The 14,062-nt window shown below is 59.5% G+C and carries 14 protein-coding genes; 8 read left to right on the top strand and 6 right to left on the bottom strand.

The window, feature by feature from the left end:
* Position 1: 1 nt before the first annotated feature.
* Complete coding sequence (locus CCZ28_RS17230) at positions 2-871, bottom strand: LysR family transcriptional regulator (protein WP_140219966.1); 870 nt, start codon at positions 869-871, stop codon at positions 2-4.
* 481 nt (positions 872-1,352) lie between these two features.
* Here CCZ28_RS17230 and CCZ28_RS17225 point away from each other — a divergent pair, with 481 nt between their 5' ends.
* From CCZ28_RS17225 to CCZ28_RS17210, 4 genes are all read left to right on the top strand, one after another.
* On the top strand, positions 1,353-2,021 hold the full coding sequence (locus CCZ28_RS17225; RefSeq protein ID WP_140219964.1) for a CsgG/HfaB family protein: 669 nt from the start codon (positions 1,353-1,355) through the stop codon (positions 2,019-2,021).
* A gap of 14 nt (positions 2,022-2,035) precedes the next feature.
* The gene (locus CCZ28_RS17220; protein ID WP_074529062.1) at positions 2,036-2,404 is read left to right on the top strand and encodes a DUF4810 domain-containing protein; all 369 of its coding nucleotides are present in this window, start codon (positions 2,036-2,038) and stop codon (positions 2,402-2,404) included.
* Positions 2,405-2,414: 10 nt separating this feature from the next.
* Positions 2,415-3,086 (top strand): DUF799 domain-containing protein, encoded by a 672-nt coding sequence (locus CCZ28_RS17215; RefSeq protein WP_140219962.1) that lies wholly within the window; start codon positions 2,415-2,417, stop codon positions 3,084-3,086.
* Between the two features lie 68 nt (positions 3,087-3,154).
* Entirely contained in the window at positions 3,155-3,583 is a 429-nt protein-coding gene (locus tag CCZ28_RS17210; RefSeq protein WP_140219960.1) for an RDD family protein, read from the top strand.
* Between the two features lie 20 nt (positions 3,584-3,603).
* Here CCZ28_RS17210 and CCZ28_RS17205 read toward each other — a convergent pair whose 3' ends face one another.
* On the bottom strand, positions 3,604-4,248 hold the full coding sequence (locus CCZ28_RS17205) for an alpha/beta hydrolase (RefSeq protein ID WP_346764002.1): 645 nt from the start codon (positions 4,246-4,248) through the stop codon (positions 3,604-3,606).
* A gap of 374 nt (positions 4,249-4,622) precedes the next feature.
* Here CCZ28_RS17205 and CCZ28_RS17200 point away from each other — a divergent pair, with 374 nt between their 5' ends.
* The 4 genes from CCZ28_RS17200 to CCZ28_RS17185 all read left to right on the top strand — a co-directional run bounded on the left by CCZ28_RS17200 (position 4,623) and on the right by CCZ28_RS17185 (position 11,775).
* A complete protein-coding gene (locus CCZ28_RS17200; RefSeq protein ID WP_140219956.1) occupies positions 4,623-7,196 on the top strand; it encodes an autotransporter family protein in 2,574 nt (857 codons plus the stop codon).
* A gap of 156 nt (positions 7,197-7,352) precedes the next feature.
* Positions 7,353-9,065: a molecular chaperone HscC gene (locus CCZ28_RS17195; protein WP_140219954.1), complete on the top strand. Its 1,713-nt coding sequence runs from the start codon at positions 7,353-7,355 to the stop codon at positions 9,063-9,065.
* The gene (locus CCZ28_RS17190; RefSeq protein WP_140219952.1) at positions 9,062-10,822 is read left to right on the top strand and encodes a J domain-containing protein; all 1,761 of its coding nucleotides are present in this window, start codon (positions 9,062-9,064) and stop codon (positions 10,820-10,822) included. Before CCZ28_RS17195 ends, CCZ28_RS17190 begins: the two co-directional genes overlap by 4 nt.
* Positions 10,819-11,775 (top strand): DUF3829 domain-containing protein, encoded by a 957-nt coding sequence (locus CCZ28_RS17185; protein WP_140219950.1) that lies wholly within the window; start codon positions 10,819-10,821, stop codon positions 11,773-11,775. Before CCZ28_RS17190 ends, CCZ28_RS17185 begins: the two co-directional genes overlap by 4 nt.
* Here CCZ28_RS17185 and CCZ28_RS17180 read toward each other — a convergent pair.
* From CCZ28_RS17180 to CCZ28_RS17165, 4 genes are all read right to left on the bottom strand, one after another.
* Positions 11,769-12,041 (bottom strand): hypothetical protein, encoded by a 273-nt coding sequence (locus tag CCZ28_RS17180; RefSeq protein ID WP_140219948.1) that lies wholly within the window; start codon positions 12,039-12,041, stop codon positions 11,769-11,771. The two genes, CCZ28_RS17185 and CCZ28_RS17180, sit on opposite strands and share 7 nt — an antisense overlap.
* Entirely contained in the window at positions 12,022-12,333 is a 312-nt protein-coding gene (locus tag CCZ28_RS17175) for a hypothetical protein (protein ID WP_140219946.1), read from the bottom strand. The genes CCZ28_RS17180 and CCZ28_RS17175 overlap by 20 nt, the downstream gene beginning before the upstream one ends.
* A 102-nt stretch (positions 12,334-12,435) precedes the next feature.
* Positions 12,436-13,131, bottom strand: a complete 696-nt coding sequence (locus tag CCZ28_RS17170) for a transposase (RefSeq protein WP_140219944.1) — start codon at positions 13,129-13,131, stop codon at positions 12,436-12,438.
* A 572-nt stretch (positions 13,132-13,703) separates the two neighbouring features.
* Complete coding sequence (locus CCZ28_RS17165; RefSeq protein ID WP_140219942.1) at positions 13,704-14,021, bottom strand: hypothetical protein; 318 nt, start codon at positions 14,019-14,021, stop codon at positions 13,704-13,706.
* Positions 14,022-14,062: the final 41 nt, after the last annotated feature.

Raw genomic sequence — 14,062 nt, 5'->3', positions numbered from 1 at the left:
CTCAGGCGATGGCGGCGCGCTGCCGCTCCTGATAGCGATCCCGGATGAAATTGGCCAGCCGCCGGGTGCTCAGCCGAGCCCCGGACGGTACCAGCAGCGCCAGCTCCAGTTGCGGCAGCAGCGGCAAGCCCTCGGCCGCTCCCAGCACGCGCCAGCCGTCCGGTACCACCGAGGCCGGCAGTACCGTCACCGCCGCGCCCAGGCGCACCGCGGCCAGCACCCCAGGCAGATGCGACGACGACGAGACGATGCGCCAGGGCCGCCCGGCCTCGTCCAGCGCCGCGAGGATGCCGGGTCGCGCACGACAGCTATCGGCGAACAGCGACAACGGTAACACCTGCTCCCGTTCCGGACGTTTTCCCACCATGCTGCACCATACCTGGGCTTCCGCGCAGAGCAGCTCGCCGCTGGGCCGCCCGGCCTCGCGGGTGACGATGGCCAGATCCAGATCGCCCACCTGCACTTGGGGCTCCAGGCGTTTGGAAAAGTCGCAGAGGATCTCCACCTGGATCTCCGGATGCTGCGCCGCGAAAGTCTGCAGCAGCCAGGCGCCGAGGCTGTCCAGGTAGTCGTCGGGCATGCCGATGCGCACCCGCGTCGCCTCCAACTTGCACTCCAGGGCGCACAGCGCCTCGTCTTCCAGGATCAGCATGCGTCGCGCATAGCCCATCAGGATCTCGCCGTGGGCGGTCAGGCTCACCCCCTTGCGACTGCGTTCCAGTAGCCGCTTGCCCACCCGTTCCTCCAGCCGGCTGACGATCAAACTCACCGCCGCCTGGGTCTTGCCGATCCGCTCGGCCGCCGCCGTGAAACCACCGTGATCGATCACCGCGATGAAGGTAGCGAGGGCATCGGTATCTAAATGGCGCATGGCGGGCTCGTTACGGCGGGAGGCTGATGGGCTCTAGCACGCAAATTGCGTTCCTTAGTGGGCAGGCCTTCTCTTGGCTATTGTCGAGTCAGTGTAAGAACCTGATGGCGGCTAGCACTCGCCCGTCTCCGCCACAGGAGCCTCTGGAATTAGGCTTAGGCAGCCGCTGAAAACCAGATTCCTGAAAGGACCGCTGATACGTGTCAGTCTCACGTTCGTCGAGCCGCCTGTTAAAGGTGTCACAAATCTGTTGTTACACTTGAGTCAGTCTTTTGACTTGATCAGCAAGGATGCTCGCTTCGCCAAGGACCGGCCTTCAAGTCTTCTCTGCCGGAGATCCATCGGCGTCTTACCGTGACCAAACGCCCGCAAGCCGGCTACGTGAGGCGCGCATCCCTTTTTGAGTCAGCGAGATTCGTGTCGAGCCCACGCGGAGGGCGTGTCTCGGCGCCCTTATGCCACTGCTCAACACAAGGGATGTATGAAAAAAACACTGATGTTCGCCGTCGCCACCGGCCTGGCTACCCTCATGGGTTGTGCCACCGAATCCTCGCGCTCGCTGGAAGTCCAGCAGGTCACCTCGGCCAATACCCAGTATCAGGGCGTGCGTCAGCCCATCGCCGTAGGTAAGTTCGATAACCGCTCCAGCTACATGCGCGGGCTGTTCTCCGACGGCGTGGATCGCCTCGGTGGCCAGGCCAAGACCATCCTGGTCACCCATCTGCAGCAGTCCAACCGCTTCAATGTGCTCGATCGCGACAACCTGGCCGAGATCGCCCAGGAGAGCGGCTTCGCGAAGCAGGCCCAGCAGATCAAGGGCGCCCGTTACGTAGTCACTGGCGACGTCACCGAATTCGGCCGCAAGGAAGTCGGTGACCAACAGCTGTTCGGCATCCTCGGGCGCGGCAAGTCGCAGATCGCCTACGCCAAGGTCGACCTGAACATCGTCGACGTGCGCACCTCGGAAGTCGTCTATTCGGTCCAGGGCGCAGGCGAATACAGCCTATCCAACCGCGAAATCATCGGCTTCGGCGGCACCGCCAGCTACGACTCCACCCTCAACGGCAAGGTTTTGGACCTCGCCATCCGTGAAGCCGTGACGAGGCTGGTCAACGGCATCGACAGTGGCGCCTGGCGCCCCGCCCCCTAAGCAAGGAAGCCACCATGAACAGCGTATTTCGGCCTCGCGCCGCGATGATGTCGCTTCTCCTCGCCTCAGCAGTGCTCGGTGGCTGCGCCGCCAGCCAGCCACGCCCGCTTTACTACTGGCCAGGCTATCAGGAGCAGGTCTACGGTCACTTCACCAAGCAGAGCGCGCCCGAGCAGCAAATTGCCGAGCTTGAGGCGGGGCTACAGAAAGCCCGTGCCGCCGGCCTGACGCCCGCCCCGGGCTATCACGCTCAGCTCGGCATGCTCTACGCCGAAGTCGGCAAGACCGATCAGGTCCGCCAGCAGTTCGAGACGGAGAAAACCCTCTTCCCCGAATCGACCGCCTACATGGATTTCCTCATGCGCAACCTGGCCAAGAAGTAAGGAGCCGACCATGCCCAAGCTCATCCTCAAAGCCCTGACCCTGCTGGCGGCCCTCGCCCTGCTCGGTGGTTGCGCCAACCAGCAGAAGGCCTATGACTACACCGCCTTCCGCGAGAGCAAGCCCACCTCGGTGGTCATCCTGCCGCCGATCAACAAGTCACCAGACGTCAAGGCCACCTACAGCGTCCTCTCCCAGCTCAGCTATCCGCTAGGCGAAGCCGGCTACTACGTCCTGCCGGTCGCCCTGGTCGACGAAACCTTCAAACAGAACGGTCTGCTCAACCCGGACGAGATGCAGGCCGCGCCGCTGCCCAAGCTGCGCGAGATCTTCGGCGCCGATGCTGCCCTCTACACCGAGGTCACCCGCTATGGCACCTCCTACCACGTGGTCAGCAGCGAAACCGCTGTCGTAGTGACCGCCAAGCTCGTGGACCTGCGCAGCGGCAAGTTGCTCTGGGAAGGAGCAGCCGGCGCCAGCACCGCCGAACAGCAACAGAACAGCGGTGGCAGTCTGGTCGGCATGCTGATCACCGCCGCGGTCACCCAGATCATCAACTCCGTCAGTGACCGTGGTCACGAAATGGCCGGTATCGCCGGAGTCCGCCTGCTCACCCTGCGACCGAACGGCGTCCTGCCAGGGCCGCATTCGCCGCTGTATGGGAAGGACCTGGCGGCGCGCTGAGCTTTGCCATACGGATAGATCGCAACAACTAGTCGAGAGGCGCCGCGGGGCGCCTAGGGAGCAAGTGAATGAATACTCCTGAGACCTATGTGAAACCGGCAAACCTGGCTAGTCTGGGCAGCCGGCTCGCCGCCCAGTTGATCGATTGCTTGGTAATAGTGCTGATCCTTTTCCTGGTTCAGCAAGCTGTCTTCTTCCTGCCCCGGATAGGTACATACAACCAGTTACTGGCCTTCATCCTGGCTGTCGCCTATTACCTCTTCAGCGACAGCCTGCCGAACGGCCAGAGCCTGGGGAAAAGACTACTGGGTATCGTCGTGGTCGACGAGCGCAGTTATTTAAATTGCAATCCGCTGCAGTCCTTCCTGCGTAATATCACGACCCCATTTTTAAGCTTCCTCGACTGGATCTTCATCTTCTTCGGCTCCCGGAAGCGGCTGGGCGACATGCTGGCCAATACCGTCGTCCTCAAAGAAAAACGGTCGGCCCGCCCATGATAGCTAGGGACCTATCCAAGCTACCTGATCGCGCCCGACGTGCACGGCAACGGCTGGCCACGCCAACTTCGCCAGGCCTGCTCCCAACCTTGGGCATGATCGGCTTCAACCTCGACCACTTTCACGCAGTCGCCACCCACCTTGCGTCGATAGCCATCGGCCAACGCGGCGGGCACCACGGTATCCAGGCGCCCCACCAGATGCCGCTGAGGGATGGCGCGCAAGGCCTCGGGCTTGGCCAAGGGGTCCAGCGACTCGGACAGCGGTTGCAGATGCTGCATGGCCGTCCAGGCATAGGGGTCCAGATTACCTGCCAAGGTCTGGATAGCCACCACGTCCTGGCGCCGCTCGGCCAGCAACAGTGCGATGGCCGACCCTCCCGAATAGCCGACCAGCTCGAACTGCCGAACGCCATAGCGCCTTTTCAGCTCGTCCAGCGCTGTCTGCAGGCTGGCGACCACCGCGCTACCGAAGCGGGCCGACGTCCAGATAGCGATGGTGCAGCCAGTTCCTTTGACGTATTGGCAGGGACGGCCCAGGTAGGCGACGTAGCCGGGATCGTCCAAGGCCAGGCGAGGCACCAACAGGTTGCGCGGCGAGGGGTCGAGGCTGGGTTGGGTCGCGGTGGCCCAGGCGTGGCCATCCCCCTCCAGATAGATACGCATACGACCGTCAGCCTGCGGCCGGGCCGGAACCAGCCCAAGGACAGGCAGCGCTGGGTTGCCCAGGCTCTCGACTTGCAGATCGCTACTAGCCGCCAAGTTGGTCAATCGCTGTTGGGGCGAAGTGCAGCCGACAAAGCTCAGGCAGACGCCGAGCAGCAAGGCCAATCCGTAGTGCGTCATCCAATGTTCCCTAATTTTTGCCAACCGCTACCCAAGAGTAGCGAAACCCTTAGGTCGCCTCTACTTCCGCCAGAGTTCATGCAAGCACGCCATCCATCACCAATTATTTGCCTTCATGGAGATTTTCGACCTCGGAGCCAGAGACATTCAATCCTGAAATTTAATTCGTATTCATGACTATTAAGGACATACCCATGAAACCTGATCTATTCAAGAAAACATCTCTCGCTATCGTTATTGGTACCCTTGCACAGCACGCCTTCGCTCTGGACTACGATGTATCCAATGGCCCCAGGACGTTCGCCAACCAGACGATCAGCGGCCCGCTCCAGCTCATAGGTTCACGGACCGCTACCCTTTCAGCTAGAGATCAAGGCTTTCAGGTCGACAACAGCTCTATCGTCGGCGACGTCGTAAATAACTCGAATATTTCTCTAGATGCAAATGGTTTTACGACCTTTGTAATTGGAGTGCAAAACTACCAATACAACAATAAAAATCAATCTAAAATAAATGGCAATGTAATAAACAATGGCAATATCGACCTGCGCAATGCCGGGTCTGCGGAAATTTTCGAAGTTGGCAATGCCATTATTTCCGGATCCGTCATAAATAACGGGAAGATTTCGGCCACCAGAACCACTGCAACTAGCTATGGCGAACCCGAGGCCATCTACATCCACGGAGCTCAGATTGCCGGCGATGTTATTAACAACGGAACCATAAATGCTTTTGGCAAGGATTCTACTGGATTGATATTTGACGGCCCCGGAAACCTATCCATTGGTGGCAAGATCATCAATACCGGAACCATCCATGCGGAAGGTGAGAAAGCTGAGGCGTTCGACTTCGAAGCCACGGCCAACAAGAGTGTCACGATTGAAAACCGGGCAACGATCTCCTCCGTAGGGCAGGCTTCGCAAGCTGTATCGCTATTCGAAGGTCCCTTCGATCAAATCCTCAACACCGGCACCATCGATGCCCGCGGCCAGAATGCCCAGGCTATCCATATCGAAAAAGCCAACTTCACCACCACCAATCCCAGCGGCTCACGCGGCCTGATCAACCAGGGCACCATCTATTCGGACGGCACCGCCATCCTGGCTACCGATACCCAGACTTCCCCGTTCGAAATCAACCAGCAAGCCGGCTCCATCACTAGCGCCAGCGGTACCGCCATCTCCGGCCATAATGTCGCCAGCCTGAACTGGACCGGCGGCCAGATCCAGGGCGATATCCTGGGCGTCACCGGAACCACGGTAGCCGGCAACGCCACCTTCGTCGGTGCCCATCACATCGACTCCGATGTGAACGTCAACAGCGGCACCTTCGGCCTCACCACCCAGGGCGCCAGCATCGGCGGCAACCTGGCGGTCGCCAACGGCGCGGCTCTGGGCCTGCAACTGTCCAACGCCACCCAGCCGACGACCCCCTACCTGACGGTCGGCGGCAATGCCAGTTTCGCCAATGGCTCACGCATCCAGCTTACAGCGGAGCCGGGTAACTTCACTGCCACCGCGGCCGGTACCCAGTACACCCTGGTCAGCGCCAATCAGGTCACCAACAGCGGCCTGACGGTTGCCAGTAGCAGCCCACTGCTCGCGGTCAGCAGCTATTCCAGTGACAACAAGACGGTCAAGGCCGTGGTCACCGTCCAATCGGACCAGCAGGTAAGCCAGGAGCTCGGCGCGGCAGGCGCCTCGCCCAACGACGTTCGCGCCCTGAACGCCTTCAAGAACGGCGTGCTGGGCACGCTCTCGTCGACCGACCCGCTCTTCCAGGCCTTCACCTCGACTTCCTCGCCTCAAACCCTGGCGCGGCTGAGCGAAAGCCTGACTCCAGAAAGCAACGGCGGTGCCGTCAGTGCCGCCCTGGCCGGTCAGTCGGCGACCAGCGCCGCTATCGGTGGTCGTCTCAGTGGTCAGCGCAACGGTCTCTCCTCAGGTGATGTCCTCACCGACACCGGTATCTGGATCCAAGGCCTCACCGGTAGCGCCGATCAGAGCACCCGGGACGGTATCGCTGGTTACTCCTCCAACACCTCAGGCATCGCCATCGGTGCCGATGGCAAGCTCAACCCCGCCACCACCCTGGGCCTGGCCTACAGCTACGCCAACACCAATGTCGGCTCTGACAACGGCAACAAGACCAACGTCCAGAGCCACCTGTTCACCCTCTACGGCTCCTGGACCTCGGGCAACTGGTTCACCGACGGCAACCTGTCCTATGGCCGCAGCAGCAACGAAGGCAAGCGCTACATCGTCGGCACCGAGGCCAAGGGCGACTACGACGGCGACCTGATAGCCCTCAACGCCCTGAGCGGCTACACCTTCCAGCTCAATCGCCAGTTGGTCCTCGAACCGCGCGTCGCGGCGCGCTACGCCAACGTGCAGACGGATGCCTACACCGAGCACGGTTCGGTGGCGGCGCTGCGTAACGGCAGCCAGAGATACGAGCAGGGTGAAGTCGGTGCCGGCCTGCGCCTCGCGGCAGACCTGCCACTGTTCCAGGGCACGCTCAAACCCGAGGCAACCCTGATGGCCTACCACGACCTGATCGGTGATCGCATCAGCCAGACCTCGGCCTTCGTGCGCGGTGGCAACAGCTTCATCGTGACCGGAGCCTCCCCCGTCCGCGACAGTTACGAAGGCACCTTGGGAGTCAACTATGCCATCGACGCCTTCACCTTCGGTGCCACCTATGGCTATCAGGCGAAGTCGGGCTACGACGCCAACTCTATGGTACTGAAAGCACGCTACGACTTCTGAGTGCCGTGACGGCCTGCCCTTGTGCTCACCAAACATCGGGGCAGGCCATACCGCGACAGACGTCCCGGCAGACATTCGAACACGCCACGCGTGCCTGTCCTTCACCACATGTAGGGACGCCGGCCCCAAGCCGGCTCCACAGAGAGCGACCGCATCATGATCGTCGGCATCGACCTTGGCACCACCAACAGCCTGATTGCCGTCTGGCGTGATGGCGCCCCCCACCTCGTTCCCAATGCCCTAGGCGAGCTGCTCACGCCGAGCGTGGTCGGTCTGGATGATGAGGACCGCATCATCGTCGGCCGGGCCGCACGCGAACGCCTACAGACCCACCCCCGCCAGACCGCCGCCTTGTTCAAGCGCTACATGGGTAGCGCCCGGACCACCACCCTGGGCAATCGGGAGTTTCGCCCCGAAGAACTCTCGGCCATGGTGCTACGTAGCCTACGGGAAGACGCCGAGCGACATTTCGGCGAGCCGGTCGAGGAAGCCGTCATCAGCGTCCCGGCCTACTTCAACGATGCCCAGCGCAAGGCCACGCGCATCGCCGGCGAACTGGCCGGTCTCAAGGTCGAACGCCTGATCAACGAACCCACTGCAGCCGCCCTGGCCTATGGGCTGCACCAGCGCGACAGTACCAGTACCTTCCTAGTCTTCGACCTGGGCGGCGGCACCTTCGACGTTTCCATCCTCGAACTCTTCGACGGCGTCATGGAGGTGCGCGCCAGTGCGGGCGACAACTTCCTGGGGGGCGAAGACTTCGATACCGTCCTGGTGCAGGCCTTCGTCGCCGCGCAAGCCGACGTACCCCAGCCGACCAGCACTCTCGATCTGGCCGACCCGCAGCTGTTCGGTCGGCTCCGCCGCGAAGCCGAGCGCGTGCGCAAGGCGCTCGGCCAGGAAAGCCAGGCCACCTTCACCCTCCGCCATGACAACGCGCAGTGGCAACAGTCTTTCGACCAGACCCAGTTGGCCAACCTCTATGCGCCTCTGCTCGCCCGCCTAAGGGCCCCTATCGAGACCGCCCTGCGCGATGCTCGGATCAAGGCCAGCGAGCTGGACGAGATCCTGCTGGTTGGCGGTACCACCCGCATGCCTCTAATCCGGCGGCTGGCCGCCAGCCTGTTCGGCCGCTTCCCGTCCATCCAGCTAAACCCGGACGAAACCGTGGCGCTGGGCGCCGCGGTCCAGGCTGGCCTGAAAGCACGCGATGCCGCGCTGGAGGAAGTGGTCCTGACCGATGTCTGCCCCTACTCCTTGGGCATCGAGACCAGCGTCGCCTGTGGCTATGGCTACGAGTCCGGGCACTACCTACCCATCATCGAGCGCAACTGCGTGGTCCCCGTAAGCAAGGTGAAGCGCGTAGTCACCTTACGCGATCAGCAGACGCACGTTCGGCTTGGGATCTACCAAGGCGAGAGCCGTAGAGTCAGCGAAAACATCTTCCTGGGCGAACTGGAGGTTCAGGTTCCGCCCCTGCCGGCAGGCCAGGCGGAGGTCGACGTGCGCTTCACCTATGACACTAATGGCCTACTCGAGGCCGAAGCCCATATCCCGCTCACGGGGGAAAAGCGCCAGGTCGTCATCACCAACAATCCCGGTGTCCTGTCACCCGCGGAGATCGCGACCCGTCTCGCCGCGCTCGCCGAACTCAAGATCCATCCGCGCGAGCAACAACCCAACACCCTGTTGCTAGCTCGTCTGGAGCGGCTGTACCAGGAAGGACGCGGCGAATTGCGCCAGCGCATCGATGCCATGGCCACGCATTTCACCCACACCCTGGAACACCAAGATGCCCATGAGATTCGCACCCTGCGGCTCCGCCTCAATGAAGAGCTGGACCATCTGGAAAAGGGTAGCTTCGAATGAGCTGCTGGTCCGTCCTGGGCATCTCGCACGAGGCCGATGCGCGTACCATCAAGCGCCAATACGCAGCCCTGCTCAAGCGCTACCGCCCGGACGAAGACCCCGAGGGCTTCCAGCGGTTGCGCGAGGCGTACGAGCAGGCACTCGAATGGGCCAATGCCCGCCAGGACGATACAGTTGATCGCTCAGCCGATAGCGTGTCGCTATTGGTGCCACTGCCCGACCCCATCCCGGCTGCAGGTCCTACGCCTACCTGGCAACTTGCCGAGCAACTGGCCGATGCGCGTCAGGACGACACAGCCGACAGCGCGCCGCTATTGGTGCCACTGCCCGACCCCATCCCGGCTGCAGGCCCTACGCCGGCCTGGCAACTCGCAGAGCGACTGGCAGACGGACTGGATGCCAATTGCTTCGATGATCGTCTCGAGCAGGCGCAACGCTACGCCTGCGCCAGGGAATTCGAAGACATCGTTCTCCACCATTGCCAGGCGTTCAATATCGAAAACACAAGGCTCACCGAACAGGTCACGAACCACTTTCATTGGCTTACGCCCTGGCAAAATGATCACCTCTCTCGAGAGGCGCTGCAAAACGTCCTGCGCAACCTTAAGGGCTACGCCCAGACAGGAATGGCGGAGTCTCTACGCGGAGCCGATACGCAATCCTTTCTCGACCTCTGCCAACACTTGGGCAAGCAATCCTGGTTGCAGTCGCTAGACAATGCCCAATGGCTGCACGACAGCATTGCCCAGACGCTGCTCGAGTCGTCCTTCTGGTCCGACGAGCTGTTTGAAGCCCTGAGCAATCAGCTGGGCTGGAAACAGCCCCGCCCGCCATTGCGCTGCGCTGACCGCTATTGGAGCCAACTCCTGGCCCGCAAGCATCGGAGCATCTTCCTGGCGGAACAACAGCGCATCGCCAACCAAAAAAGCGACTCCAGCGCTAGGCGCGCAGCACGCTTCCTCTTTCTACCCGCGACCGAAGATGAGCGGATGAAGATGGCTGCACACTTCAACACGGAGGACTGGGCGCTTTGCGAAAAGCTCGTGCAGACTGCCCAGCAGTTTTATCCCGAACTCTTGGTCGAGCTACCGGGCCTCGCTCCCAGAACCTGGAGACCGCTACATCGGACCCCCCCGGTCGTACCCCTGGTACTGGCGATCCTAAGCGCAAGCACTTTCATCGCTTATCGCGACTTCTACCGGCTCGGTGGCAACCTCTATGACACCCTGCTGATCTGGGTGCTCATCGCCATCGTGCTAGGCACCTTCGGCTGGCTACTGAGCAGGTTTTGCCGATCCCTCGGTCTTGGCCACTGGCGCCTCGATACCCGGCTGCAGGAGCGTTACGGACACTGGCTGAGCCTGCGTCGCCCACCTCCGTTGCCCATCCGCGAAAGCCTCCCGAGCGGGTTGCTGGGAGGCTTGCTGTATCTCGTGCAGGGGCTCGGCCCCCTATTGGTGTACAGCACCATCCTTGTGGTCATGGCGCTCTTGAGCCGAACCCGGCATTTACAACTAGCAGTCCAATGGTTAACGGGGCCTCCGGCATCCGTGCGGCGCGAAGTATGGCTCGGCATCGCCATCGGCCTAGCGGCCTCCCTGATCACGGTGATGACCGTTAGCGCCAACTATCGTCCTGTACCCCCTGGTTATGGCCTGCAAGCCTGGCCTGAACGCCTGTGCGCAGCACGGGCCGAAACGGACACGCCTTGCCGACCACCCCAGTGGTATCCCCCGCAACAGGGTGAGCAGCCATGATCAGCACCCGTACCTTCCTCGTCGCGGTTGGCCTCTTTCTCGGTGTCATCTTGCTGCTCAAGGGCATGGTCAAGCCTCTTGAGATGTCCTACGCCACCGCTGGCACCGAGCGTTCCGGCCCTTGCCTGGCCTATATGGACACCACATTCAAGGACAGACTAGCGAAGTACCAAAAGCTCTCGCGCCAAGTCATCGAGCAAGGACCAGTAAGCAGGACGGCTATTTACTTTCCAGGTTTCGACATGGGTTCTGCCCATATATCTCCCAATAGTGGACAGCACCTTTCGGCATGCCTGCGCTTCTTCTATCTAGACTCCGACCAGGTGCCCACCAACTCGCTGGAAGCGACCGGACGGGCCTATATCGCCGCCTTCGACGCGTTGCGCCCGGAGGCGGAAGCCATCGAAGCCTTCTATGTCCAGCGCGCGCCAGACATCGACGTCTCTCGCGCTAGGCAACTGGACGCAGCGTTCGAGCAACGCCTGCGCACGCTGCAACAAGCCGAGATTCCCTTTCGCCGAGCTTTCGAAAAGGCCCAACTACAGTTACGCGAACAGCAGCTTGCCCAGATCGAGCAACGCTTCGGTCATGACCAACATTGGTACACGCTGAAATTCATGCTCCTCGCGCGTAGTGCCATGGACCAGGTAGACGAAGGCACCATTACGGCGACAGAACTGGCCATGATGCAAGACGAACTGCAGCACATCTGGCAGGCTGCACACATCTACCATCAGGCCTACCCGCACCTGAGTTCGGTAGGCGGTAGCCAAGCCGTCTGGCTGGATATAGAACCTCTTTCGCAACGCTGGCTGGAACACCTCGGTAACCTGCAACAACAGTGGTCCGCCAAAGCCAAACCCGTGCAGCTGGATATGGACTTGCATATCGTCCAACAGGACTATGACCAGTTGCTCGCTCAATACAATGCCAAGGTAGGTAGTCGTTACTGATGCCACCTCATAGTGCTCCCAACGTTTTTCCCCCACAGATCAGGAATCAGGGGTTTGCCCAGCGCGCCCGCCTGGGCGTTGCCATCCGCGCCACGACCGACGGTGGAGCCTTGATCGCCGGTCTGGTAGCCACCGCTCAGGGTGACACTGGAGCCGTCGTAGCGCGCCTCGTTCTTGATGTCGGAGGTAGTCAGGCTGCCGGTGGAGTACCCGTGCGCCTTTCCAAGCTCACCAAGCCCACATATATCAGGAATAAAGGAAATCAACTTTAATCTTTCCTTTCACGACGTCAAGCTCAGCAATACATTTAAGGCAGTCACTGTTTCTATCCAAATAAATTCTACGCAAACCCACCAAAAGGTCTAACATTTTACTATTCACTTCCCCTCCGCCCACTAACCAAAATACAGAACCATCCGGCCTTACAGCATCGTACTCTAGCTTGCAAGAACCTGTTTCTGGAGAGAGCGCTGCAGACATCTTAATTGCAGCCACGTCAGAAGGCGCGATACTAAAAAGCAATTCAGAGATATTTAAATATATCTGATCTTCATTCATTTAAAAGCCTCCCGGCCTATTATAGAAAACAACCTCAACCGGACGATTACCACCAATACTGTACTCTATATGACCCAATAGGGGACAGACCACGTTTTTCTACTAGAGATCGGACGCGCTCTTAGGGCGCCCTGGCTTACCTTTTGTGACTCTTCGCCCCAACGCGGCCTCCACTTCGGCTAAAAACTTCGGACTTCCCAGTGCGTAGTTCCCATTCGTCGCAGCACGTATTTGATCAACTAGCCCTGGATCTAGCTGATAACGGAACAACTCCCTATAAGCCTCAGCCCTGAGCAACTCATCTCGACCCAACGCTTGGTAGAGCGGGTGGGAGCAACCCAGCACCGAAGGCTCACCCTGTGCGTTAACCCGATAGCTGGACCAGCGATATTCCGCCGGGTGCTCAACCATACAGGCGCGGATAGGGTTCATCTCAATGTATCGATAACAAGCCAACACATAAGCTTCCTCCTGCATGAGGCAGGAGCGGAAGCGACCTTCCCACAGCGTACCGCTACGGCGGTAAGTGCGATTCACATACTGTACGTAACGCTGCCCTAGTCCCTTCATCATGAGCCCTGAACTATCAGGGCTTTCGGGCGTGACCAACAAATGAACATGGTTGGTCATCAAGCACCAGGCATGGATCGCACATCCATGCTTCTTTGCTTGATCCACCAATACATCCAAATAAAAGAGACAGTCCTCGTCAGCGTAAAAGCACGCTGAGCGATTGTTACCTCTCTGAATCAGATGAAGTGAACATCCTGGCAAAGAAACGCGTGCTCGACGTGGCATAAGGATCTCCCTCCATAGAGCTCCGTAATCCTAAATCGATAAAACGTGGTCTGTCCCCTATTGTCCCACGTCAGGCCTTCAGCAGTTTGATCACTTAGAAACTGTCCCACAACAGGGATCAACGCATTCGGGGATCAAGCTACGCGGCTACTGATTACAACAGGCGGGCTTGAGGTCAACGAGCGGAAACGTATCCGGAGGCATGCGGAGCTGTTTGGTGAGTACCACTAGTGAAACGAATAGCCCCGGAAATGCCGGGGCTATTTTTATTCTTCATCAATCCAAACCTTTTTAATCCAGACCGCCAAGCTTGGCCAGCTCTCACCAGAAGGACCATCATGCGACCAAAATTTCACCTTCTCTAGTCCCTGAATTTTGAACTCAGCATTAGGTAGGCCAGACATGCCTTTCTCACTCGACCACAAGGACACGTGAACATCGTAACCAAGCTTCTGAATAGCTTTCGGTCCTTTCTGTTCCGAAGCATTGAGGCTCTCAAATGTCTTTCCGCTCTCGAAGGAAACAATTCCTTGCAGAGGAACTACAGCAGTCCCAGTTTCTTTTACACCTGATCAATAAATAAATTTCGTATTCGCTTTACCACTAGGCCCAATAGCAAGCACAAATTTTTTCCAGTCACCGCCCGTATGTGACTTCATGAGCTCGTGTAATTTATGAACAAAATCAGAAACCCTATCTTCAGGATCATCTAAAAGCTCGCTGACAATTAAGCCATCTCGAACGAACGAATATTTAGAGTCTGCAGACCATCCTCCATCATAAATCTCATACCCAAATTCACAGCACATCTCGTCATACTGCCCATGCGCAGAGCCATGCATGATCTTCACGAGTGCATTTAAGATTTCCACTTGTTGCTCAATGCTCATTGCCCTGCCTCATTTACGCATTTTCTCTCCACCAATTGAGT

The organism is Pseudomonas oryzihabitans (genome assembly GCF_006384975.1).
GTDB lineage: Bacteria > Pseudomonadota > Gammaproteobacteria > Pseudomonadales > Pseudomonadaceae > Chryseomonas > Chryseomonas psychrotolerans_B.
Note: the sequence above shows the minus strand (reverse complement) of the source record. Positions and strands in the feature narration are given on the sequence as shown.

Bases quoted from the DNA above. Each gene is read 5' to 3' on its own strand.
- CCZ28_RS17230 (WP_140219966.1), bottom strand. From the start codon at position 871: ATGCGCCATTTAGATACCGATGCCCTCGCTACCTTCATCGCGGTGATC.
- CCZ28_RS17170 (WP_140219944.1), bottom strand. From the start codon at position 13,131: ATGCCACGTCGAGCACGCGTTTCTTTGCCAGGATGTTCACTTCATCTG.
- CCZ28_RS17225 (WP_140219964.1), top strand. From the start codon at position 1,353: ATGAAAAAAACACTGATGTTCGCCGTCGCCACCGGCCTGGCTACCCTC.
- CCZ28_RS17210 (WP_140219960.1), top strand. From the start codon at position 3,155: ATGAATACTCCTGAGACCTATGTGAAACCGGCAAACCTGGCTAGTCTG.
- CCZ28_RS17190 (WP_140219952.1), top strand. From the start codon at position 9,062: ATGAGCTGCTGGTCCGTCCTGGGCATCTCGCACGAGGCCGATGCGCGT.
- CCZ28_RS17185 (WP_140219950.1), top strand. From the start codon at position 10,819: ATGATCAGCACCCGTACCTTCCTCGTCGCGGTTGGCCTCTTTCTCGGT.
- CCZ28_RS17175 (WP_140219946.1), bottom strand. From the start codon at position 12,333: ATGAATGAAGATCAGATATATTTAAATATCTCTGAATTGCTTTTTAGT.
- CCZ28_RS17220 (WP_074529062.1), top strand. From the start codon at position 2,036: ATGAACAGCGTATTTCGGCCTCGCGCCGCGATGATGTCGCTTCTCCTC.
- CCZ28_RS17200 (WP_140219956.1), top strand. From the start codon at position 4,623: ATGAAACCTGATCTATTCAAGAAAACATCTCTCGCTATCGTTATTGGT.
- CCZ28_RS17165 (WP_140219942.1), bottom strand. From the start codon at position 14,021: ATGAGCATTGAGCAACAAGTGGAAATCTTAAATGCACTCGTGAAGATC.
- CCZ28_RS17195 (WP_140219954.1), top strand. From the start codon at position 7,353: ATGATCGTCGGCATCGACCTTGGCACCACCAACAGCCTGATTGCCGTC.
- CCZ28_RS17205 (WP_346764002.1), bottom strand. From the start codon at position 4,248: ATGCGTATCTATCTGGAGGGGGATGGCCACGCCTGGGCCACCGCGACC.
- CCZ28_RS17215 (WP_140219962.1), top strand. From the start codon at position 2,415: ATGCCCAAGCTCATCCTCAAAGCCCTGACCCTGCTGGCGGCCCTCGCC.